The sequence below is a fragment of the Micromonospora chaiyaphumensis genome (genome assembly GCF_900091435.1).
Classification (GTDB): domain Bacteria; phylum Actinomycetota; class Actinomycetes; order Mycobacteriales; family Micromonosporaceae; genus Micromonospora; species Micromonospora chaiyaphumensis.
In genome coordinates this window covers 1,100,871-1,122,021 of record NZ_FMCS01000001.1, presented here as the reverse complement: position 1 = coordinate 1,122,021, position 21,151 = coordinate 1,100,871, and the positions used below count along the sequence as shown (strand labels likewise).

Below are 21,151 nucleotides of genomic sequence, written 5' to 3'. Positions count from 1 at the left end.
CAAGGACGGATGGCTCTGGTGGACGGGGCCGTCCGGCGCGACACTGGGCCATGGGACCTCAGCGCGTACCACTGCTCGCCGGCCTGGTGGTGCTGCTCGCGGCGGCCTGCACGACGACCGACCAGACCGGCGCGGCCGCCCCGACCGCGACGGCGCCGTCGGCCGGCGCGACCGTCGCCGCGACCACATCGGCCGCCGCCTCCACCGCACCCACCACCGGGGCGCCTGCCGAAGGCTCCTGGCGGGTGACCTACGACTGGGCGGTGCCCGCCACGGCCGCCCGGGTGACCCACCAGGTCCGGGTGCCGGTCACCCCCGTGCCGGGGGACCCACTGCCCGTCCTGGTCGAGGTGCGGGTCGGGGACCACCCGGCCGAGGGGTTCAGCCGGATCACCTTCGCCTTCCGCGGCCCGACGCCGTCCTACCAGGTCGGCTACGTGCCCCAGGTGCGGACGGAGGGTCGCGACGCCCCCGTCGAACTGCCCGGCACGGCGTACCTGTCGGTGCGGTTCGACCCGGCGCAGGCCCACGACGCCCGCGGCGGCGGCACGGCCGACCTGCCGCCGTCGCGGATCGGCTATCCGACGCTGCGCGGCTGGGCCGCGGCCGGCGACTTCGAGGGTCACCTCAGCTTCGGGCTCGGGCTCCGGCCCCCGACCGGCAGGACGCTGCCGGTGCGGCTGGGCGAGGCCACCCGCCCGGACGGCACCCACGTCGTCGCGGTCGACGTGCGACGCGGCTGACCCGCACGGATCGACCGCGCCGGCCGTCCGGTCGGCGCGGTCGGGTGCGTGTGCGTCAGCCGGCCTCGCCGCGCACGATGGCCACGGCGACCCGGCAGAACTCGTCCATGTCCGGGTTGAACCCGGCGGCGATGTCCGGGTGCAGCCCGGCGCGGGTCTCGTCGAGCAGCCGGCGGCAGACCTCCTCCACGGGCTCACCCGCGTAGCTGCCCCGGACGCGTTCGGTCGCCGCCTGCAAAGCCGAGGTCAGCTGTTCCTCCAGCGGACCGCGCAGCTTCTGCTGCACAGGGTCGAGCCCGCTCGGGTCGAGCGTGACATGTGGCTCCGGCATCGGCGCTCCCTTCGTCGGCGACCGCGGTACCCCACCGCCGTCGTCGGTCAAACCATCCTCGGTACGGCCGCCACCCGGACCAGGTACGAGAAGTCCTCCCCGGGCTCCTCGACGTAGGACAGCCGGCGGATCTGCCGGTCGTCCGACCAGAGGGCGACGTCGACCAGCACACCGAGGTGGGCCAGGCCGATGTTCGCCACCCGCTTCTTGTCCTGGAGCACGGCGCAGACCCCGCCCAGCAGGGTGCTGGCGTCGGAGGTGCGATGCCCGGGCGGGCAGCGCAGGGTTACGTCCACCTCGATGGGACCGGTGAGCGGGGTCCACCCCGTGCGCTGGGCCGCCGTGCAGGCGGCCTGGAGCAGGGCGCGGACCCTCGTCGCCTGCCGGTGCCCGGCGGCGAAGATGGACAGGGCCTCGGTCTTGACCGGGGGCAGGCCGCTCACCTCGAACGTCAGGGCGAGAGCGCGGGTGTCCTGCACGACGGCACCTCCTCGTGGGGATCCTGCCCAACCGGTGTGAGCGCAGAGGGAAGTTCGCGCGAGAACCAACCGATCGGACGGGCTGGGGGTCGGCCGGAGGCGTATCGACATCGACGGCGACGCGCTGGCTGCGGAGCTACCGAAACGCTAGTCCACCGGGCGCACGCTGGGTAGCCTCGCCGTTCACGGAGTGGGACGGGCCGGGAAGGCGCAGAACTCGTTCCCCTCCGGGTCGGCCAGCACCCACCAGGACGTCGCCGGGGTGGGCTCGCGCAGCAGGGTCGCCCCGGCCGCGATCAGCGGGGTGACCTCGGCACCGTTCAGCTCCACGTCCCAGTGCACCCGGTTCTTCACCCGCTTGCGTTCCGGCACCGGGTCGAAGACCCAGTGGTCCCAGGGGAAGCCCGCCGCGCCGGCCAGCGAGGTGGTGCCCTCGGCGGCGGTCTCCGCCCGGCCGCCGACCACCCGCGCCCACCAGGCGGCCTGCGCGGCCGGGTCGGCGCTGTCGACCACCAGCTCGAACACGCCGGGCCGGGCGCCCACGCGCGGCGGGAACGCGCAGAACTGGTTGCCCTCCGGGTCGGCGAGGACCCACCAGCTGATCTCGGCGTCCGGCTCGCGGACCAGGCGCGCGCCGGCGGCCAGCAGCGCGGCCGGCTCCGGCTCGGCGAGCCGCAGGTCGAGGTGGACGCGGGTCTTGCCGGTGCGCGGCTCGGGCACCGTGTTGACCCAGATCGACTCGGCGTTCGACGCAGCGGCGCGGGGGTCGATCCGGGTGTCGCCGTCGCCCGTGTCGACCAACTCCCCGTCGAGGATGCCGGCCCAGAAGCCGCCGAGCCGGTGGGCGTCGGCCGCGTCCATGCAGAGGTCCTTGAAGCGCGCGATCATCCGGCCATCATGCCGGGTGGGTCGGACAGCCCCGGGCGCGCCGCGGCCGGTGATCCGTCCCACAGCGGCGGCTGTCGTACCCGTCTCCGTGACCGTGAGGTTTCGCAGCGTCGCAGCCAGGGCACTGTCTGGCGCACGAAACGTCCCGGGACGCCCGGCCGAGCACCGGTGCCCCGACCGTCTCGCCGTGCGCCGGGGCACGGGTGACTCCCCGGTTCTTCGCCGAGGAAAGGGGGAGGGCGATGACGACGGACCCCGGCGCGGCCGCACGGCGGCGGCCGGCCCGGCGTGCGGCGGCGGCAGCCGCCGCACTCGCGTTGGTGGCCCCGCTGGCCGCCTGCGGATCGGGCGGTGAGGGCGGCACGCCCACCATCAACCTGTACTACCCGCCGGAGCAGAACCTGCAGAAGGTGGTCGACGACTGCAACGCCCAGGCCCGGGGGCGCTACCGGATCGTCTACCGGGTGCTCCCGCGGCAGGCCGACGACCAGCGGGTGCAGATGGTGCGGCGGCTGGCGGCGCAGGACCCGGGGATGGACGTGCTCGGCCTCGACGTCACGTGGACCCAGGAGTTCGCCAGCGCCAAGTGGATCCGGGAGTGGACCGGCCAGGACAAGGCCGAGGTGGAGCAGGGCACCCTCGCGGGCCCCCTGGACACCGCCCGCTACGAGGACAAGCTCTACGCCGCGCCCAAGAACACCAACGTGCAGCTCCTCTGGTACCGCAGCGACCTGGTCCAGGAGGCGCCGAAGAGCTGGGACGAGATGATCTCCGCCGCCCAGCAGCTCAAGCAGCAGGGCAAGCCCCACCAGGTGCTCACCATGGGCGCCCAGTACGAGGGCCTGGTCGTCCTCTACAACACCCTGGCCGAGAGCGCGGGCGGGAAGATCCTCAGCGACGACGGCAGGAAGGCCGAGATGGACGAGGGCGCGGTGCGGGCACTCGACCAGCTCCAGAAGTTCGCCACCTCGGGCGTGACCTCGCCGTCGTTCAGCAACGCCACCGAGGACCCGGTCCGGCTGGAGTTCCAGTCCGGCGCCGGCGCCTTCGAGGTCAACTGGCCGTTCGTGTATCCGGCCATGCAGGAGGCCAACCCGGACCTGGCCAAGAAGGTCAAGTGGGCGCGGGTGCCGGGCATCGACCCGAACACCCCGAGCAAGGTCACCATCGGCGGGGTCAACATGGCGGTCAGCACCTACTCGAAGCACCCGGCGGAGTCCTTCGAGGCGGCGAAGTGCATCCGCAACGCCGAGCACCAGAAGTTCTCCGCGGTGAACGACGGCGTGCCACCCACCATCGAGGCCGTCTACGCCGACCCGGAGATGGACAAGGCGTACCCGATGAAGGAGACCATCCTGGAGGAGCTCAAGGAACCGGCGGTCCGGCCGCTGACCCCGGCGTACCAGAGCATCTCCACGGTCATGTCGGCGATCCTGTCGCCGCCGTCGGCGATCCGGCCCGAGCAGACCGCGAACGAGCTGCGCGACGCCATCGCCGACGCCCTCGAGTCGAAGGGGGTCCTGCCGTGAGCGTCAACGCCACGCCCGCCGGCGCCGACGTCGCGGCGGACGCCGAGCGCGCCGCCGGCCGGCACGCCGCCGTGCCCGCCCAGCGGGCCCGCCGCCGGTCGAAGGCGCCGCTGAGCGAGAACAAGCGCGCCGAGCGGCGGCTCGGCTGGCTGCTCTGCGCGCCGGCCGCGCTGGTCATGGTGCTGGTCACCGCCTACCCGATCCTCTACTCGGTCTGGCTGTCGCTGCAGCGCTTCGACCTGCGCTTTCCCGACCAGCGCGAGTTCGTCGGGCTGGAGAACTACGCCACCGTGCTGACCAACCAGTTCTGGTGGACCGCGTTCGGGGTGACCGCCCTGATCACCGTGGTCACCGTGGTGATCGAGCTGGTGCTCGGCATGGGCCTGGCGTTGATCATGCATCGGACGCTGGTCGGCCGGGGCATCGTCCGCACCGCGGCGCTGATCCCGTACGGCATCGTCACGGTCGTCGCCGCCTTCTCCTGGCGGTACGCCTGGACGCCCGGCACCGGCTACCTGGCCAACCTGTTCGACGGCAGCGCCCCGCTGACCGAGCGGGCCAGCTCGCTGGCGATCATCATGCTGGCCGAGATCTGGAAGACCACCCCGTTCATGGCGCTGCTGCTCATGGCCGGGCTGGCGCTGGTGCCCGAGGACCTGCTGAAGGCCGCCTCCACCGACGGCGCGACGGCCTGGCAGCGGTTCACCAAGGTGATGCTGCCGGTGATGAAGCCGGCCATCCTGGTGGCCCTGCTGTTCCGCACCCTGGACGCGTTCCGGGTGTTCGACAACATCTTCGTGCTCACCGCCGGCGGCAACGAGACCTCGTCGGTGTCGATGCTCGCCTACAACAACCTGATCCGGGGGTTGAACCTCGGCATCGGCTCCACGATGTCCGTGCTGATCTTCCTCACCGTGGCGATCATCGCGTTCGTGTTCGTGAAGCTGTTCGGCACCGCTGCGCCCGGCAGCGACGACGGGGAGAGGCGCTGACATGGCAGTCGAAACCACCACGCGGGCGAAGGTGCGCTGGGGCCTGCTGGACGTCATCGTCGTCGTCTTCGCGCTGGTCCCGGTGCTCTGGATCGCCTCGCTGTCGTTCAAGACCCCGGCCACCCTCACCGACGGGAAGTTCTGGCCCCGGGAGTGGACGCTGGACAACTACCGGACGATCTTCGACACCGACCAGTTCGTCCGGGCCCTGGTCAACTCGATCGGCATCGCGCTGATCGCCACCCTGATCGCCGTGGTGCTGGGCGCGATGGCCGCGTACGCCATCTCGCGGCTGGACTTCCCCGGCAAGAAGCTGCTGGTCGGGGTGTCCCTGCTGATCGCCATGTTCCCGCAGGTGTCGCTGGTGTCGCCGCTGTTCGAGATCGAGCGCCAGCTCGGCCTCTTCGACACCTGGCCGGGGCTGATCCTGCCGTACATCACCTTCGCCCTGCCGCTGGCGATCTACACGCTCTCGGCGTTCTTCAAGCAGATCCCGTGGGACCTGGAGAAGGCGGCGAAGATGGACGGCGCCACCCAGGGCCAGGCGTTCCGCCGGGTGATCGCCCCGCTGGCCGCGCCGGGGCTGTTCACCACGGCCATCCTGGTCTTCATCTTCTGCTGGAACGACTTCCTGTTCGCGATCTCGCTGACCTCCACCGAGCGTTCCCGCACGGTGCCGGCCGCGCTGTCGTTCTTCACCGGCGCGTCGCAGTTCGAGGACCCCACCGGGGCGATCTGCGCCGCCGCCGTGGTGATCACCGTTCCGATCATCCTGTTCGTGCTCTTCTTCCAGCGCCGCATCGTCTCCGGTCTGACCTCCGGCGCAGTCAAGGGTTAGGTGGTGTTGTCATGGCCGACATCGTGCTGGACAAGGTGAGCAAGCGGTTCCCGGACGGGACCACCGCGGTGCGGGACGTCGACCTGGAGATCGCCGACGGCGAGTTCGTGATCCTGGTCGGCCCCTCCGGCTGCGGGAAGTCCACCACCCTGAACATGATCGCCGGGCTGGAGGACATCAGCTCCGGTGAGCTGCGCATCGCGGGGGAGCGGGTCAACGACAAGGCCCCCCGGGACCGGGACATCGCCATGGTCTTCCAGTCCTACGCCCTCTACCCGAACATGACCGTCCGGGAGAACATGGCCTTCCCGCTGCGGCTGGCGAAACTCGACAAGGAGACCATCCACCAGAAGGTGGAGGAGGCCGCGAAGGTCCTGGAGCTGACCCCGCTGCTGGACCGCAAGCCGGCCAACCTCTCCGGCGGGCAGCGGCAGCGGGTGGCCATGGGGCGGGCGATCGTCCGCCAGCCCAAGGCGTTCCTCATGGACGAGCCGCTGTCCAACCTGGACGCGAAGCTGCGGGTGCAGATGCGCACCGTGGTGTCCCGGCTGCAGAAGCAACTCGGCACCACCACCGTCTACGTGACCCACGACCAGACCGAGGCCATGACCCTCGGCGACCGGGTGGTGATCATGCGGGGTGGCGCGGTGCAGCAGGTCGGCCCGCCGCAGGAGCTCTACGACCACCCCCGCAACCTCTTCGTGGCCGGGTTCATCGGCTCGCCGTCGATGAACTTCCTGCACGCCGCCGTCGAGGACGGTCATCTCCGCACGGCGCTGGGCGACGTGCCGATCGGCGACCGGGTACGCCGGCAGCTCGACGGCGCCGACGCCCCGCGCGAGCTGATCCTCGGCATCCGTCCGGAGCACTTCGAGGACGCCGCGCTCATCGACGACGAGACCCGCCGCCGGGGCCTGGAGTTCGACGCGCCCGTCGACATCGTCGAGTCGATGGGCTCGGACAAGTACGTCTACTTCACCGTCGAGGGGGAGCGGGCCAGCGCCGCCGAGCTGGAGGAACTGGCCGCCGACGCGGGCGCCGCGGACTTCACCGGGACCGGGTCGAGCCTGGTGACCCGGCTGTCGGCCGAGTCGCCGGTCCGCGAGGGCGAGCCGCGGCGGGTCTGGTTCAACCTGGAGAAGATCCACCTCTTCGACCCGTCCACCGGACGGAACCTCACGCTGCACGAGGGGCGGGCGTCGGGCGCGCTGGCCGACTGAGCGGCACCCTGGTCCGGGCCGGTGGGCGCTGCCCACCGGCCCGGTCGCGCTGTCACCAGGTGAGCCGCAGGGGCAGCCCGAGGAAGTCGGCGTAGCGGGCGAGGGCCGCCTCGACGCGCGCCCGCAGCGGGGCGTCGAACGGTGTCAACTGCTGCACGGTCACGGTGACCGCCCGCTTGCCCACGGTCCGCTTCCAGATGCCGACCGTGCGGCCGCCGCGCACCACCGTGGCCTGGAAGATCCCGTTGTTGCCGGGCACGACGGCGTTCGCATGCGCCGGGTCGAGCATCAGCGCGCGGTCCTTGTAGCCCAGCAGGTACTCGTCGAAGCCGGGCAGCGTGTGCACGTCGTCGACCGGCGCCCGGGGCGCGTCGAGCAGGGCGGCGTCGACGACGGCCGGCGCACCGTCGACCTCGACCGGGGCGAGCGCGTCGCCGGCCGCCGCGATGCCCCGGGTGGCGTCGGTGACCGTGAGGCCGGTCCACCGGGCCAGCTCGTGCCGGGTCACCGGGCCGTGGCCGCGGACGTAGCGGTGCGCCAGCAGGCCCAGCGCCTCGTCCCGTTCCGGGCGGTGCGGATCGGGCGCCCACTCGTCGAGCAGCGCGAACGTCTGCTCGGTGCCGACGTGCGGGGCGATGCAGGTGACGCCGCGCTGGCTCGCGTACCACAGCAGGTGGTAGCCGCGCTGGCCGTCGGTGTCCAGCCCGGCGGCCCGCAGCGTGGCCAGGCACTCGGCCCGGGTGAGCCGGCCCCCGCCCGCGAGGGCCTCGCCCAGCACGTCGGCGGCGCGGTCCGCGTCGGCCTCCGTCAGCCCGAGCTGCGTCCGCCGGGTGGCCGCCCCGGCCAGCACCCGGACGCCGGTCACCGCCAGCATCCACCGCGCGTCCCGGGGCGGCACCAGGTGCACCGTGCCCCGCATCGGCCAGGTGCGCAACGCCTCGCGCCGCTCCAGCGCCGCGCGCACGTCGTCCTGGGTCCGGCCCGGCAGGCGTACGCCGAGGGACCACAGGCCGCTCGCCGCGTCCTGGGCCTGCATGGCGCCGAACCAGTCGACCACCCCGGCCACGCTCTCCGGTCGCGCGGTCGGGTGCGGGCGCAGCAGCAGGCTGGTCATCCGCAGCGCCAGCGCCTCGGCGCCGGTGAGGCGTACGGTCACGAGCCGACCTCCCCTGAACGTGGACGGTCAGCGTAGGTCGCGGGTGCGACGTTTCCCGGCGGACGGACGACCGGACGGGTGGGCCGTGGCCCACCCGTCCGGGATGCCGTCGCGTCAGCGATTGCGGCGTGCCCGCTCCGGCACGTCGGCGTCCACCAGCTCCCGGCGGACCTGCGCGTTGACCGGCTGCTCCTCGACGACCTCGTCCTTGTTCAGCCGGACACGCTCGACCGGGACCTGCTCCTTTGCGACGACCGGGTGCTCGGCGCGCAGCTCCATCTCGCGCTGCTCCTCGCCGATGCCGGCCCGGGCGGCGTTACGGTCGGCCTCGCTGATCGGCTCGTGGATCACCGTCACCTCGTCGTGCTCGACCGGCACGCTCGTCTGCACGTTCTCGGTGACCACGCGCTTGCTCAGCCGGGCCGTGCCGGCCGGCTCGCTCTCGGTGCCGACCCGCAGCCGCTCCTCGGACCGCACCACCTCCGGCGCGCCCGGCATCCGCTGCGGCGCCGGCCCGGCCTGCTCCCCGAGCTGGTAGTGCCGGTAGAGCTGGGTGAGCTGGTCGGTGCCGAGGGGCTGGTCGGTGCCGGTCTCCACACTGGGAGCGCTGCGCACGGTCGCCTTGTCGTACGGCACCTGGAGGCGGCCGTCCGGCTGCATGCGGGCCGCCTGGAGCGGCGCCATCGACTCGTGATGACCCATGGTCCCGGTCTTCACGCTGACCCAGGTCGCCTCGCCGGCGGGGTCGGCCCAGACCTGGCCCACGCTGCCGATCTTCGCGCCCGAGCGGTCCTGGACGTCCTGCCCGTACAGCGAGCGGACCTGCTGCTCCGTGAGTCGCATGGTTCGTCTCTCCTCTCGTGGGTCACCCCCCGAGTCCCCGGCGGCGCGCGCGGCATTCCCCCGAATCGGGACGAACAGGAGAAGCAGTAGCAGCGGTGAGTGGAAGGCAACGTCACGAGGCATAAGCGTGGCGGCAGCGGGGATGCGCCGCCGGCAACCAGTGCGAGGAATGTGAGGTGTGGGTGATGACAGCGTCCAGTGAACCTATGCGCCGCGGCGCCGCCCGGCCCGCGGGACCGGCGGGCGGGGCGAAGACCAGCGCCGCGGCGACCTTCTCGCTGGTCTTCGGCGTGGCGGCCCTGCTCAGCGTGCTGACCGCGATCCTGGCCTCGGTGGGGCTGCTGCTGGGGATCATCGGGGTCATCCTGGGCATCTTCGGGCTGCGGATGAGCCGGCGCCCCGGCGTCACCGGGCGCGGGGTGGCCATCGGCGGTCTGGTGCTCAGCGCCCTGGCGGTGCTGATCGGGCTGGCACTCGCCGCCGGCATCAGCACGTTCATCAACAACGAGGCGGCGGTGGACCGGCTGGAGAAGCGGGTGACCGACCTGCGGGACAAGCTCAACGACTGAACCGGGGAAGCACCCCTGATCGCGCTACGCCAGCCACGCCGCCGGCGGAGCGCGATCCCCCGTTCAGGTTCCCGGTGCGGGGCGGCGGCGGTACGCCGGCACCGGTGGGATCAGGATCCCCGGGCACCCCGATCCGGGGAAGCGGTTTCCATCGGAACTTGCGCAAATCTTGAGCCGGGGCAAGTTATCGACTCGGATCAACCTGCGGCGCGGGACAAGCGGGTCGACGACGGCATCTCCTGCCCGGCGTTTGCCGTCGCAAGTGCCGGGTAGTCGCCGGAGCTGACCCGAAACGAGGAGGAATCGTCTGATGGATGGCCAGGTCAAGGCCGCGGTGATCTATTACAGCGCGACCGGAATCACCTACCAGATGGCGCAGGCGGCGGTCGAGGCCGCCGGGGAGGCCGGAGCCGAGGTACGCCTGCGCAAGGTTCGTGAGCTGGCGCCGGACGAGGCGATCCGCTCGAACTCGGGCTGGCAGGCGCACCGCCTGGAGACGCAGGACGTGGAGGAGGCGCAGCCGGACGACCTCTCCTGGGCCGACGTCGTCATCATGGGCGCGCCGACCCGCTACGGCATGGTCGCCGCCCAGCTCAAGCAGTTCATCGACACCACCGGCCCGCTGTGGGCCCAGGGCGCGCTGGCGAACAAGGTGTACACCGGCTTCACCTCGACCGCCACGGCGCACGGCGGCCAGGAGGCCACCCTGCTGTCGCTGTACACGGTCTTCTACCACTGGGGCGGCATCGTGGTGACCCCCGGCTACACCGACCCCAGCCAGTTCGTCGCCGGCAACCCGTACGGGGCCTCGCACACCAGCAACAACGGCGAGAACCCCCCGGACCATGTGGCCCTCGGTGCCACCGCGCTGACCGCGAAGCGGGCCGTGCAGATGGGCATGGCGCTGAAGAAGGGCCTGGCGGGCTGAGCCAGACCCCGAGTGACCGGTGGCCGGACGAGGGCTCTCGGCTCGTCCGCACCACCGGTCGCCCCTCGCCCTACCCGCGATCGGCCGGTCCATGCGCGGTCAGCGCCGGATGGGCCAGGAGGTGCCCGAGCAGATCCGCCAGGACCGCCATGCCGTCCCGGCTGAGCACCGACTCCGGATGGAACTGCACGCCGGCGAAGCCCGCCCCGCGCAGGGCGTGCACCGCCCCGTCCGCCGGGTCCCGGGACAGCTCCACCGTGCCGTACGCGGTGGCGATCCGGTCCGCGCCGGAGCGGGCCGTGAAGCTGGAGTAGAAGCCCACGCGGCGGGTCGCCCCGAACACCGGCACGTCCCGCGGCAGCCCCTGGTAGGCCGCGTCCCGCCGGTGCAGCGGCAGCCCCAGCAGGCCGGCGAGGAGCTGGTGGCCGAGGCAGACCGCCAGGGTGGGCCGCCCCGCCGCGAGCAGCTCCGCCAGCAGCCCTCGCATGCTCGCCATCTTCGGCTCGGCGAGGTCGTTCGGGTCGCCCGGGCCGGGACCGACCACCACGAGGTCGTGCCCGTCGACCGGGCCGGCGTCGTGCCAGTCCCGGCGGGTCACCGCCAGCCCGAGCGCGCCGAGCTGGTGGGCGAGCATCCCGGTGAAGGTGTCCTCACCGTCCACGATCAGCGCGCGGCGGCCGGCCAGCCCCGGCAGAACGGTCGCCCCCGGGACGCGCTGGTCCAGCCAGAACCGGGCCAGCGGCGTGTTCCGGGCGGCCAGCGCGGCGCGTACCTCGGGGTCGTCGGCGTACCGCAGCGCGGGCTCGCCGCCACCGGCCGGGGCGTCGGGGCCGAGGCCGAGCGCGGCCAGCACACCGGCCGCCTTGGCGTGCGTCTCGGCCACCTCGCCCTCGGCCGTCGAGTGCCGGACCAGCGTCGCACCGACCGGCACCCGCAGGTCGCCGTCGGGGGAGAGTTCGGCGGTGCGGATCAGGATCGGCGCGTCGAGGGTCTGCCGGCCCTGCTCGTCGCGGCCGAGCAGGGCGAGCACCCCGGCGTAGTAGCGCCGGCCGGTCCGCTCGTGCCGGGCGATCACCCGGCAGGCGTTCTCCATCGGGCTGCCGGTGACCGTGGGCGCGAACATGGTCTCCCGCAGCACCTCCCGGACGTCCAGCGAGCCCCGCCCGGCCAGCAGGTACTCGGTGTGCGCGAGGTGCGCCATCTCCTTCAGGTACGGCCCGACCACCTGGCCGCCGTGCTCGGCGACGGTGGCCATCATCTTCAGCTCCTCGTCGAGCACCATGTACAGCTCCTCGACCTCCTTCGGGTCGTGGAGGAAGCGCAGCAGCGCCGCCCGGTCCGCCGCGGCGCCGGTGTGCCGGAAGGTGCCGCTGATCGGGTTCATCATGACCAGGCCGTCGTCGACGCTGACGTGCCGTTCCGGGCTCGCCCCGACCAGGGTCCGGCTGCCGGTGTGCACCACGAACGTCCAGTACGCGCCCCGCTCGCGCAACAGCAGCCGGCGCAGCGCCGCCAGGGCGGACACCAGCGGCACGCCCTCGACGCTTGCCCGCAGGGTGCGGTGGATGACGAAGTTGGCGCCCTCGCCCCGGCCGATCTCGTCGCTCAGCACCCGGCCCACGGTCTCCGCGTACTCGGCGTCGGAGATGTCGAAGGCGGCGTCCCGGGTCACCACCGGCGCGTCGGGCAGGGCCGCCAGCACCTCGTCGAGCGGGAGCCGCCGGTGCTCGGAGACGATCAGGCACTCCAGCGGCAGGCCGTCGTCCACGCAGGCGAAGCCGCGCTCGGCGATCTGCCGGTAGGGGACCAGGGCGAGCGTGCGGGGCCCGGCGCCGCCGTCGGGCAGCGGGAGGTCGGCGAGCCGGTCGGCCGTGCGTACCGGACCGGTGAACAGGTCGACGTGGTCGGCGCCCTCGCGGCGGACGAGCGCGAAGGGGCCGGGGTCGCGGCCGGCCGCGACGGCGGCGAGCGGGTCGTGCGGGCGGGTCATGGGGTCTCCTCGGTGGGCCGGAGGCCGCCGGTGGGGCGACCCGGAGTGCCGGGAGAGACCGGCGGCCGCCTCGTCGGGCGGCCGCGTGGGGAAGCTACGCGCGGGGATGGGCCGCCGGGTCGGCGGGCCACCAGCAGGTCAGGTGCGCGGGCATGGCGATCACTGTACGCGAGCGGGCCGTGCCGCGGAACCCGATCGCCGCGCCGGCCCCGCGGATCTTGGCTTCGCCGCCGCTCGCGGCGGGTAGGTTGACCCGCGATGGACATTCTCGCTCTGGACCTGGGCACCTCCTCGGTGCGCGGGCTCGTGCTGGACGCGGACGCCGTTCCGCGCCCCGGCGCGCTGGCCCGGCGGAAGGTGCACCTGGTGACCGGGGACGACGGCAGCGGCACCCTGGACGGCCCCCGCTACCTGGCCTGCCTCATGGAGTGCCTGGACGAGCTGGCCGCCGGCGGGCACCTGCGCGACGTCGAGCTGGTCGCCACCTCGGCCCAGTGGCACTCGGTGCTGCCGCTGAGCGCCGACGGCGCGCCCCTCGGCCCGGTGCTCACCTGGATGGACACCCGGCCGGAGGCCCTTCCCGGGGCCGGCGGGCCGGCCGATCCGGACGCCTTCCACGCGCGCACCGGCGCCTGGTGGCACCGCTGCTACTGGACGATGCGGCTGCCCTGGCTGCGGGAGCACTGCGGCACCCCGGTCACCCGCTTCGGCGGGCTGGTCGAGTACGCCCTCGGCGTGCTGCTCGACGAGGCGCCGATGTCCGTGTCGATGGCCTCCGGCACCGGGCTGCTCGACCTGCGCCGGCTGGAGTGGGACGCCGAGGCGTGCGAGCTGGCCGGAGTCCGCCCCGAGGACCTGCCGGCGCTGGCCCCGCAGCGGTGGCGCGGCCGGCTCCGTGTCGAGTACGCCCAGCGCTGGCCGCAGCTCACCGACGCCCGCTGGGCCGCCCCGGTCGGCGACGGCGCGGCGTCCAACGTGGGCTCCGGCTGCGTCGACCCGTCCCGCGCCGCGATCACCGTCGGCACCTCGGCCGCGGTACGCCTGCTCCAGGCCGTGCCGGCCGGTGCGGAGCTGCCGCCGCTGCCCGAACAGCTCTGGCGCTACCGGGTGGACCACGAGCACGTGGTGACCGGGGCCGCGTACTCCAGCGGCGGGAACCTGTTCGCCTGGGCGGCCCGGGAGCTGCGGCTGCCCCCCGGCGCCGAGCTGGAGGCGGCGCTGGCCCGGGCCGGTGCGAGCCGCACCCTGCGGGCCAACCCCCGGCTGGGCGGGGACCGGCCGCCCGGGGTCACCCCGGCCGGCTCCGGGGAGCTGCGCGGCCTGAGCTTCGGCACCACGGCCGTCGACATCCTCGCCGTGCTCATGACCGAGATGTGCGGGCTGGTCGCCCAGGATCTCGCGCTGCTGGAGGCCGGGGTGGGCGAGCCGGCCGAGGTGGTGCTCGGCGGCGGCGCGATGGCCGCCTCGGCCTGGTGGCGGGCCGCCTTCGTCGAGGCGCTGGCCCCGCGTCCGGTGCGCCACCAGCGCAACCCGGAGATCGGGGCCACCGGGGCCGCGCTGGTGGCGCTCGGCCGCATCGCCGAGGCGGCGCACGTGGGCGGCATCGGCCGGACGGACGACCGGGACGCGCCGAACACCGTAGCCGCCCGCCCCCCGCGCTGACCTTCCTGCTCGTGCGGCTGGCCGGTCCGTTTGACACCGCCCGCCGGCCTGGTTGGATGGACTTCCGCTCCCCATGGCGTTATGGCCGAGGGGGCGGTCAGCAGTGAGCGCTGCCGGGCCATCTTGGTGTTTTTGAGGGGTTGACGACGAATTGGGCCGCGACGTGACGGGTGTCCAGCCGTCGCTGTGCGCCCGACTGTTCGGTCGGCGCGTTGCGGCCGACCGTGCCGGTCGAGCGATCGCCGCCGTCACGAAGCACGGGCCGGCGTGAGGACGTTGCAGGCGTACCGGTACGCCCTTGACCTCACCCCGTCGCAGGAGCGGGCGGTGCTGGCGCATGCCGGGGCTGCTCGGGTTGCCCATAACTGGGCACTGGCGCGGGTGAAAGCCGTCATGGCGCAGCGTGCCGCCGAGCGCACCTACGGTGTGTCCGACGAACTGCTGACCCCGGGGCTCGGCTGGTCGCTGCCCGCGCTGCGCAAGGCGTGGAATGCCGCCAAGGAAGACGTCGCGCCGTGGTGGCGGGAGTGCTCGAAGGAAGCGTTCAACACCGGCCTCGACGCGCTCGCCCGCGCCTTGAAAAACTGGTCGGACTCCCGCGGCGGCCAGCGGGCCGGCCGCACGGTCAGGTTCCCCCGGTTCAAGTCCCGCCGTCGCACGACGCCGTCCGTGCGGTTCACGACAGGCGCGATCCGGGTGGAGCCGGACCGTAAGCATGTGGTGTTGCCCCGCCTGGGACCGTTGAAGCTACACGAGTCCGCCCGGAAGTTGGCCCGCCGCATCGACAACGGCACCGCCCGCATCATGTCCGCATCCGTCCGGCGTGACGGCGAACGATGGCATGTCTCCTTCACCGTCCAGGTCGAGCGGGCTGACCGTGCGCCGGCCCGGCCCGCCTCGGTGGTCGGTGTCGATGTTGGCGTCAAGCACCTTGCCGTGCTGTCCACTGGCGAGATGGTGCCCAACCCCCGCCATCTGGTCGACGCGCAGCAACGGCTGCGCCGGCTGGGTCGGGCACTGTCCCGCAGGACGGGCCCCGACCGTAGGACCGGGCAGCAGCCGTCGAACCGGTGGCGGCGCGCCTCTGCCCGCCTCGGCCGCGCTCACGCTCGTATCGCGAACCTGCGCCGCGACGGCCTGCACAAGCTGACCACCCGCCTCGCTCGCGAGCACGGCACGGTCGTGGTGGAAGACCTCAACGTCACTGGGATGCTGCGTAACCGTCGGCTGGCACGGCACATCGCTGACGCCAGCCTCGGTGAACTCCGCCGGCAGTTGGCCTACAAGACCGAGTGGAACGGTGGGCAGCTTGTCGTCGCCGACCGCTGGTATCCGTCCTCGAAGACCTGCTCGGACTGTGGCGCGGTGAAAACCAAGCTGGCCCTGTCCGAGCGTGAATACCGATGTCAGGAGTGCGGCATGGTCCTCGATCGGGACCTCAACGCCGCACGTAACCTGGCCGCGCTCGCGACCGAGTACGACCCTGCCGGGAGTGGCCCGGTGGCAGGACGTGGAGCCGACCGTAAGACCTTGCCCGCAGGGCTGGTGGCTGTGAAGCGTCAACCCGGCCCCGCGCATGCGGGTCAGACCGGAACCGTCCCGCCGCAAGGCGAGACTGCTGATCGTGTGCTCGCTGAAGCGCACTGAGAAGTAACGGACCGAGGAGGAGAGTGTGGGCGCAGGTCCCGACCCGGCTCGCGATGCCGTGCCGCAGCCGCGCCGGAGCCCGTCCGACGACCGGGTGACGCCGCACCGGCGGCGGCGCTCGCGCTTCCGGTTGCGGGACTGGCGGATGGGCACGAAGCTCGCCACCGTGCTCGTGTTGCCCTCGGTGGCGTTCCTCGTGCTCGCCGGGGTGCAGACCCGGGGGCTCGTCGGGCAGACCACCGCGCTGAGCGACTTCGCGCAGCAGGTCGGCATCGGCCGGCAGATCAGCACCGCGGTGGACCGGCTCCAGCAGGAGCGGGACCGCTCCGCCGGCGAGCTGGCGGCGCTGCGCAAGGCCGGCGGCAGCGCCGACCGGGACGCGGCGGTCGCCGCGCTCAAGCCGCTCCAGGACGCCTCCGACCGGGCGATGACCGACCTGCGCGCCGCGGCCGAGCCCCTCGCCGACGCCGACGCCGCCTGGCGGGTGGCCTACTCGGAGGTGCTGGAGGCGTACGACCAGGTCGTCTACATCCGCGCCGCCGTGCCACCGGCGGTGCTGTCCAGCGACACCGTGCTGAGCAACTATCACCGGGCCATCGCCGCCCTGCTCAACCTGCTGGCCGAGCCGTCGCCCGGCGACGACCAGCGGGCGCTGACCGACGCGGTGCTGCGGTACGTGCAGCTCTCCCGGGTCAAGGAGCTGTCCTCCCGGATCCGGGCCGAGCTCTACGCCGCCGCCCGGGCCGGCCGCTACGAGGTGGACGACCAGGTCAACCTGACCGACCTGCGTGCCCAGCAGCTCACCGCGCTGGGCGCGTTCCGGGTCGCCGCGACGGCCGACCAGGTCCGCCGCTACGACGAGACCTCGGTGGACCCGGCGTTCGTCTCGGCCGCCCGGCTGGAGGAGCAGACCCTGCCCAGCGGGACCGCCGAGCCGGCGGTGCTGCCGGCGACGCAGTGGTGGGCGGCCAGCGAGCAGCGGCAGGAGCTGTTCCGCCAGCTGGAGTCCGCCGTCCTCGACGACGCCGTACGCCAGGCCGACGACGCCAGCGCCCGGCAGCTGCGGGACACCCTGCTGGTGGTCGGCGGCATCGTCGGCGTGCTCCTGGTGGCCGTGCTCATCTCGCTGCTGGTCGGCCGGTCGGTGGCCCGGTCGATGCGGCAGCTGCGCGGCCAGGCGCTGCGCATCGCGCAGGTGGAGCTGCCGCACACCCTGGACCGGCTGCGCGCGGTCGACCGCCCGGTGGGCACCATCGACGTGCCGCCCGCGGTGGTCGACTCGCAGGACGAGATCGGCGAGCTGGCCGAGGCGTTCGTGGCGGTGCACCGCAGTGCCGTCGACGTCGCGGTCGAGCAGGCGATGATGCGGCGCAACGTCAACGCCATGTTCGTCAACCTGGCGCGACGCAGCCAGGTGCTGGTCGAGCGGCAGCTCGAACTCCTCGACGAGCTGGAACGCGAGGAGAGCGACCCGGACCAGCTGGAGAACCTGTTCAAGCTCGACCACCTCGCGGCCCGGATGCGCCGCAACGACGAGAGCCTGCTGGTGCTCGCGGGCACCGAGTCCAGCCGCCGGTGGAACCGGCCGGTCGGCCTCGGCGCGGTGCTGCTCGCGGCCAGCGCCGAGATCGAGCAGTACCAGCGGGTCCGCCACGACTCCCGGTCCGACCTGCACGTCGTCGGGCACGCGGTGGGCGACCTGGTGCACCTCTTCGCCGAGCTGCTGGAGAACGCCACGGCCTTCTCCCGGCCGGACACCGTGGTGCGGGTCGTCGCCGGAGCGGACGGCCCGGGCGCGTTCGTGGAGATCGTCGACCAGGGGCTCGGGATGAGCCCGGCCGCGCTGGCCGAGGCGAACGAGGTGCTGGCCGAGCCGCCGGCGGCCGACGTGGCCGCCTCCGAGCGGATGGGCCTGTTCGTGGTGAGCCACCTGGGCGCCCGGCACGGCGTGCGGGTGCGGCTGCGGGGCGGCCAGGACGGCGTGGTGGCCCGGATCGGGATCCCGGCCGAGCTGCTGGCCCCGGCGCCCGCGCCCGGGCTGGACCAGCCGGCCGCGCCCCGGATGCTGACCAGCCAGGTGGCCGCCGCGTCCCGCCTGGCGCCCGGCGCCGGCCCGCTCGCCACGGCGACCGCCGAGCTGCCGGTGGCCGGGCGCCGCCCGCCGGCGCCACCGGCGGAGCTGCCGGTGTCGCCGTTGACGGGGCTTCCGCTCGGCGGGGCGCCGCCCGCTACCGAGGCGGCGCGCCGTACGCCCGGGTCGACCGTGCCGAGGCCACGCCCGGTGCCGGGCCGCGCCGAGGACGTGCTCGCCCCGGCGGCCGGGTCGCCGGCCGGCGGCGGCTGGTTCAGCCGCCAGGGGCCGTCGGGCGCGGTGCTCGGTGTGACACCGCCGCCGGCCGCGACGCCGGTCACCGGAGGCACCAACGAGCGAGGCCTGCCGGTCCGCGTACCGATGGCCCAGCTCACCGCGGTCAATCAGCCCGCGGCCGCGGACCGGCCGCCGCGTCACGAGCCGGACCCGGAGGCGGTCGGCGGCATGCTGTCCCGCTACTACAGCGGGGTACGGCGGGCGGAGGCCGAGGAGACCACCGAGATGTACCTGCCGCGCGATGAAGGGGGACGACGACAGTGACGACGTTGAGCCAGGAGGCACGGGACCTGAGCTGGCTGGTGAATGCGTTCGCGGAGCGGGTGCCGGGGGTGGCGCACGCGGTGGTGGTCTCCACCGACGGGCTGCTCGTGGCGATCTCCGCGCACCTGCCCCGCGACCACGCGGACAAGCTCGCGGCGGTGACCTCGGGCCTCATGAGCATCACCGCCGGCGCGGCCCAGATGTTCGACGGCGACGTCGTCAAGCAGACCGTGGTCGAGATGGGCCGGGGCTACTTCCTGGTCATGCAGATCCGGGACGGCTCGATCCTGGCCACGCTGGCCGGTGCGGACGCCGACATCGGCGTGGTCGGCTACGAGATGGCGCGGCTGGCCAAGCAGGCCGGCGAGATGCTCACCCCGGCGCTGCGGGCGGAACTCCAGCAGGCGCTGCCCCGCTGATCCGGGCTGCGGCCCGGCCCGGCCGGCGTCGCGCCGGCCGGGCCGGCCCGCCTCAGAGGCCGTTGCGGCGGATCACGTCGCGGTACCAGTGGGCGCTGCTCTTGAGCACCCGCCGCTGGGTCGGGTAGTCGACGTAGACCAGGCCCCAGCGCTGCTCGTACCCCTCGGCCCACTCGAAGTTGTCCAGCAGTGACCAGACGTGGTAGCTCTCCAGCGGCACCCCGTCCCGGATCGCCCGGTGGGCGGCCGCGAAGTGGTCGCGGAGGAAGGTGATCCGGGCCGTGTCGTCGACCGTGCCGTCCGTGGCGAGGGTGTCCGGGCAGGGCAGGCCGTTCTCCGTGATCGTGATCGGCACCCGGCCGTAGTCGCGGGTGACCCGGGTCAGGATGTCGTACATCCCCTCCGGATAGATCTGCTGCCACTCCGCCTCGGACGTGGGCCAGCGGCGGACCGTGCCGCCCTGCCCGGTCACGTAGATCGGCGTGTAGTACTGCACCGCCAGCAGGTCGACCGGGCTGGAAATGATCTTCAGGTCGCCGTCGCGCACGCCGCGGACCATCCGGCTCTCCGCGCCCAGGTCGGCCAGCACGTCCTCGGGGTACGCGCCCTTGAAGATCGAGTCGAGGTAGAGCCGGTTCTCGTAGCCGTCGTACAGCCGGGTCGCGGCGGCCGCCTCGGCGGTCTCGTCAGCGGGGTAGCAGGGGTGCAGGTTCAGCGCCGGGCCGATCCGCCCCTCGACGCCGGCGGCGCGCAGCGCGCGGACGGCGAGGCCGTGGGCCAGCTGGAGGTGGTGGGCGACCAGGTACGCCGCCGCCGGGTCCTGCCGGCCGGGGGCGTGGTGCCCCCCGAGGTAGCCGTTCTGCACCACGGTCTTGGGCTCGTTGACGGTCAGCCAGACGGGGACCCGGTCGCCGAGGGCGCGGAACACCGCGTCGGCGTAGTCGCCGAAGCGCTCGGCGGTGTCGCGGTTCTCCCAGCCGCCGGTGTCCTGGAGGGCCTGGGGCAGGTCCCAGTGGAACAGGGTGGCCATGGGCGCGATGCCGCGCTCGTGCAGCCCGTCCACCAGCCGCCGGTAGAAGTCCAGGCCGCGCTGGTTGGGCCGCCCGGACCCGTCGGCCTGGATCCGGGGCCAGGAGATGGAGAACCGGTAGCTGCGCAGGCCGAGGTCGCGCATCAGGTCGAGGTCCTGGGCGTACCGGTGGTAGTGGTCGGCCGCGACGTCGCCGGTGTCGCCGTTGCGGGTGCGCCCCGGCGTGTGGCTGAAGGTGTCCCAGACGGACTCGCCCCGCCCGTCCTCCTTGGCCGCGCCCTCGATCTGGTACGCCGAGGTGGCCGCGCCCCAGCCGAAGCCGGGCGGGAAGCGCAGCGCGCCGTCGGGGTCCGCGTCGCCGTCGGGATCGGGCGTGCCGTCGCAGCCGGCGACGGTGGTGGCGGACGCGGCGGTACCGGCCGCGGCGGCGCCGGCCAGCCCGGCCCGGTCGGCGCCGGCGGCGGTCGCGGAGAGGGCGGCACGGCGGAGCAGGCGCCGTCTGGTGAGTAGCGACATGGGCGTTCTCCTCGGAGTGACTGGCCGCCCTGGGGGCCGGGAGCGCTCCCAGCATAGGCCAGGCGCGGCCGGCCGCGTCCCGAGGGCGGGTCGCGGCAGGGTCGCGGCCCGGCCGGCGGGCGGCCGGAGGTGTGGGGTGGGCGGGTTGTCGCTCGGGAACGGGGCGAGCGGCGAAAGGGTGGGGCGGATAGCGAAGGAGGCCGTCCGGGCGGCGCGTCGCGCCTGTCCCGTCGGCCTCTTTTCCCGTCGACAACGGGGGTTTAGTGTGGGGACGGGGGAGGGCAACCCCCGTCCCCACCTGTGATGCACACACGCACGAGTGGGAATTGGCGTCCGGTCGTGCGTGTCGCGCGGGAGCCGGGCCACGCGAGTGGCTCTGGTTCCACCTCCCTCCATGTCGGTGGGTGATGGCTGACGGCGGCGTCCGGGCTGGCCCGCCGTCAGCCCCGGGGCTGACGCGCCGGGAGCGCGAGGCCCCGGCGATCTCTTACGTGGATCTCCGTCGATGGAAGCGCTCCCATCGGCGATGCTTGCGACTGTAACGCCCGTCACGGCTTTGTGAAAGCCCCAAAACGAGATCGAAACATCGACGTGGGTGTCTGCCCTGACCGTTGTGGTGGGAGCGCTTCCATGGCACACTCTCCACCACCACGCGGAGCCAGCTCGCGCGAGTGAGGGCCGCCGAGGGCACCCGGTGACACCGGTGCGGCGCCCCGATCCCCGGCACGGCCGGGTCGAC

18 protein-coding genes are annotated in these 21,151 nt (G+C 73.5%); 11 read left to right on the top strand and 7 right to left on the bottom strand.

What is annotated here, in order from left to right:
- Nucleotides 1-50 precede the first annotated feature (50 nt).
- The gene (locus GA0070214_RS05260) at nucleotides 51-743 is read left to right on the top strand and encodes an AMIN-like domain-containing (lipo)protein (protein ID WP_091259500.1); all 693 of its coding nucleotides are present in this window, start codon (nucleotides 51-53) and stop codon (nucleotides 741-743) included.
- Between the two features lie 55 nt (nucleotides 744-798).
- Here GA0070214_RS05260 and GA0070214_RS05255 read toward each other — a convergent pair whose 3' ends face one another.
- The 3 genes from GA0070214_RS05255 to GA0070214_RS05245 all read right to left on the bottom strand — a co-directional run bounded on the left by GA0070214_RS05255 (nucleotide 799) and on the right by GA0070214_RS05245 (nucleotide 2,441).
- Nucleotides 799-1,074, bottom strand: a complete 276-nt coding sequence (locus GA0070214_RS05255; RefSeq protein ID WP_091259498.1) for a hypothetical protein — start codon at nucleotides 1,072-1,074, stop codon at nucleotides 799-801.
- A gap of 47 nt (nucleotides 1,075-1,121) precedes the next feature.
- Entirely contained in the window at nucleotides 1,122-1,553 is a 432-nt protein-coding gene (locus GA0070214_RS05250; RefSeq protein WP_091259496.1) for a RusA family crossover junction endodeoxyribonuclease, read from the bottom strand.
- 183 nt (nucleotides 1,554-1,736) lie between these two features.
- Nucleotides 1,737-2,441, bottom strand: a complete 705-nt coding sequence (locus GA0070214_RS05245; RefSeq protein WP_091259493.1) for a VOC family protein — start codon at nucleotides 2,439-2,441, stop codon at nucleotides 1,737-1,739.
- Nucleotides 2,442-2,683: 242 nt separating this feature from the next.
- Here GA0070214_RS05245 and GA0070214_RS05240 point away from each other — a divergent pair, with 242 nt between their 5' ends.
- Genes GA0070214_RS05240 through GA0070214_RS05225 form a run of 4 tightly spaced genes read left to right on the top strand, consistent with a single transcriptional unit; the run spans nucleotide 2,684 to nucleotide 7,020 of the window.
- Nucleotides 2,684-3,970, top strand: a complete 1,287-nt coding sequence (locus GA0070214_RS05240) for an ABC transporter substrate-binding protein (protein ID WP_091259492.1) — start codon at nucleotides 2,684-2,686, stop codon at nucleotides 3,968-3,970.
- On the top strand, nucleotides 3,967-4,962 hold the full coding sequence (locus GA0070214_RS05235) for a carbohydrate ABC transporter permease (protein WP_091259490.1): 996 nt from the start codon (nucleotides 3,967-3,969) through the stop codon (nucleotides 4,960-4,962). Before GA0070214_RS05240 ends, GA0070214_RS05235 begins: the two co-directional genes overlap by 4 nt.
- 1 nt (nucleotide 4,963) lies before the next feature.
- Nucleotides 4,964-5,800, top strand: coding sequence for a carbohydrate ABC transporter permease (locus GA0070214_RS05230; protein WP_091259488.1), 837 nt, complete (start codon nucleotides 4,964-4,966; stop codon nucleotides 5,798-5,800).
- 11 nt (nucleotides 5,801-5,811) lie between these two features.
- Nucleotides 5,812-7,020, top strand: coding sequence for an ABC transporter ATP-binding protein (locus GA0070214_RS05225; RefSeq protein ID WP_091259486.1), 1,209 nt, complete (start codon nucleotides 5,812-5,814; stop codon nucleotides 7,018-7,020).
- A gap of 52 nt (nucleotides 7,021-7,072) precedes the next feature.
- On the opposite strand, the gene GA0070214_RS05220 is transcribed toward GA0070214_RS05225, so the two are convergent.
- Both GA0070214_RS05220 and GA0070214_RS05215 read right to left on the bottom strand, forming a co-directional pair.
- The gene (locus GA0070214_RS05220) at nucleotides 7,073-8,176 is read right to left on the bottom strand and encodes a winged helix DNA-binding domain-containing protein (protein ID WP_091259484.1); all 1,104 of its coding nucleotides are present in this window, start codon (nucleotides 8,174-8,176) and stop codon (nucleotides 7,073-7,075) included.
- 114 nt (nucleotides 8,177-8,290) lie between these two features.
- Nucleotides 8,291-9,019, bottom strand: coding sequence for a YsnF/AvaK domain-containing protein (locus tag GA0070214_RS05215; protein ID WP_167364196.1), 729 nt, complete (start codon nucleotides 9,017-9,019; stop codon nucleotides 8,291-8,293).
- Between the two features lie 185 nt (nucleotides 9,020-9,204).
- Between GA0070214_RS05215 and GA0070214_RS05210 the strand changes: the two genes are divergently transcribed.
- Nucleotides 9,205-9,588 (top strand): DUF4190 domain-containing protein, encoded by a 384-nt coding sequence (locus GA0070214_RS05210; protein ID WP_091259925.1) that lies wholly within the window; start codon nucleotides 9,205-9,207, stop codon nucleotides 9,586-9,588.
- Between the two features lie 310 nt (nucleotides 9,589-9,898).
- The gene (gene wrbA / locus GA0070214_RS05205; protein WP_091259480.1) at nucleotides 9,899-10,516 is read left to right on the top strand and encodes an NAD(P)H:quinone oxidoreductase; all 618 of its coding nucleotides are present in this window, start codon (nucleotides 9,899-9,901) and stop codon (nucleotides 10,514-10,516) included.
- Between the two features lie 70 nt (nucleotides 10,517-10,586).
- Here wrbA and GA0070214_RS05200 read toward each other — a convergent pair whose 3' ends face one another.
- On the bottom strand, nucleotides 10,587-12,506 hold the full coding sequence (locus GA0070214_RS05200) for a chorismate-binding protein (RefSeq protein ID WP_091259478.1): 1,920 nt from the start codon (nucleotides 12,504-12,506) through the stop codon (nucleotides 10,587-10,589).
- A gap of 258 nt (nucleotides 12,507-12,764) precedes the next feature.
- Between GA0070214_RS05200 and GA0070214_RS05195 the strand changes: the two genes are divergently transcribed.
- The 4 genes from GA0070214_RS05195 to GA0070214_RS05180 all read left to right on the top strand — a co-directional run bounded on the left by GA0070214_RS05195 (nucleotide 12,765) and on the right by GA0070214_RS05180 (nucleotide 18,866).
- On the top strand, nucleotides 12,765-14,168 hold the full coding sequence (locus tag GA0070214_RS05195; protein ID WP_091259476.1) for an FGGY family carbohydrate kinase: 1,404 nt from the start codon (nucleotides 12,765-12,767) through the stop codon (nucleotides 14,166-14,168).
- Between the two features lie 267 nt (nucleotides 14,169-14,435).
- A complete protein-coding gene (gene tnpB, locus GA0070214_RS05190) occupies nucleotides 14,436-15,815 on the top strand; it encodes an IS607 family element RNA-guided endonuclease TnpB (RefSeq protein ID WP_091259474.1) in 1,380 nt (459 codons plus the stop codon).
- A 25-nt stretch (nucleotides 15,816-15,840) separates the two neighbouring features.
- The gene (locus GA0070214_RS05185; protein ID WP_091259472.1) at nucleotides 15,841-18,447 is read left to right on the top strand and encodes a sensor histidine kinase; all 2,607 of its coding nucleotides are present in this window, start codon (nucleotides 15,841-15,843) and stop codon (nucleotides 18,445-18,447) included.
- Nucleotides 18,444-18,866, top strand: a complete 423-nt coding sequence (locus GA0070214_RS05180) for a roadblock/LC7 domain-containing protein (protein ID WP_091259471.1) — start codon at nucleotides 18,444-18,446, stop codon at nucleotides 18,864-18,866. The genes GA0070214_RS05185 and GA0070214_RS05180 overlap by 4 nt, the downstream gene beginning before the upstream one ends.
- 52 nt (nucleotides 18,867-18,918) lie before the next feature.
- Here GA0070214_RS05180 and GA0070214_RS05175 read toward each other — a convergent pair whose 3' ends face one another.
- Complete coding sequence (locus tag GA0070214_RS05175; RefSeq protein WP_091259469.1) at nucleotides 18,919-20,412, bottom strand: GH1 family beta-glucosidase; 1,494 nt, start codon at nucleotides 20,410-20,412, stop codon at nucleotides 18,919-18,921.
- Between the last annotated feature and the right edge of the window lie 739 nt (nucleotides 20,413-21,151).

Bases quoted from the DNA above. Each gene is read 5' to 3' on its own strand.
- GA0070214_RS05225 (WP_091259486.1), top strand. From the start codon at position 5,812: ATGGCCGACATCGTGCTGGACAAGGTGAGCAAGCGGTTCCCGGACGGG.
- GA0070214_RS05175 (WP_091259469.1), bottom strand. From the start codon at position 20,412: ATGTCGCTACTCACCAGACGGCGCCTGCTCCGCCGTGCCGCCCTCTCC.
- GA0070214_RS05200 (WP_091259478.1), bottom strand. From the start codon at position 12,506: ATGACCCGCCCGCACGACCCGCTCGCCGCCGTCGCGGCCGGCCGCGAC.
- GA0070214_RS05260 (WP_091259500.1), top strand. From the start codon at position 51: ATGGGACCTCAGCGCGTACCACTGCTCGCCGGCCTGGTGGTGCTGCTC.
- GA0070214_RS05240 (WP_091259492.1), top strand. From the start codon at position 2,684: ATGACGACGGACCCCGGCGCGGCCGCACGGCGGCGGCCGGCCCGGCGT.
- GA0070214_RS05230 (WP_091259488.1), top strand. From the start codon at position 4,964: ATGGCAGTCGAAACCACCACGCGGGCGAAGGTGCGCTGGGGCCTGCTG.
- wrbA (WP_091259480.1), top strand. From the start codon at position 9,899: ATGGATGGCCAGGTCAAGGCCGCGGTGATCTATTACAGCGCGACCGGA.
- GA0070214_RS05210 (WP_091259925.1), top strand. From the start codon at position 9,205: ATGACAGCGTCCAGTGAACCTATGCGCCGCGGCGCCGCCCGGCCCGCG.
- GA0070214_RS05245 (WP_091259493.1), bottom strand. From the start codon at position 2,441: ATGATCGCGCGCTTCAAGGACCTCTGCATGGACGCGGCCGACGCCCAC.
- GA0070214_RS05195 (WP_091259476.1), top strand. From the start codon at position 12,765: ATGGACATTCTCGCTCTGGACCTGGGCACCTCCTCGGTGCGCGGGCTC.
- GA0070214_RS05255 (WP_091259498.1), bottom strand. From the start codon at position 1,074: ATGCCGGAGCCACATGTCACGCTCGACCCGAGCGGGCTCGACCCTGTG.
- GA0070214_RS05215 (WP_167364196.1), bottom strand. From the start codon at position 9,019: ATGCGACTCACGGAGCAGCAGGTCCGCTCGCTGTACGGGCAGGACGTC.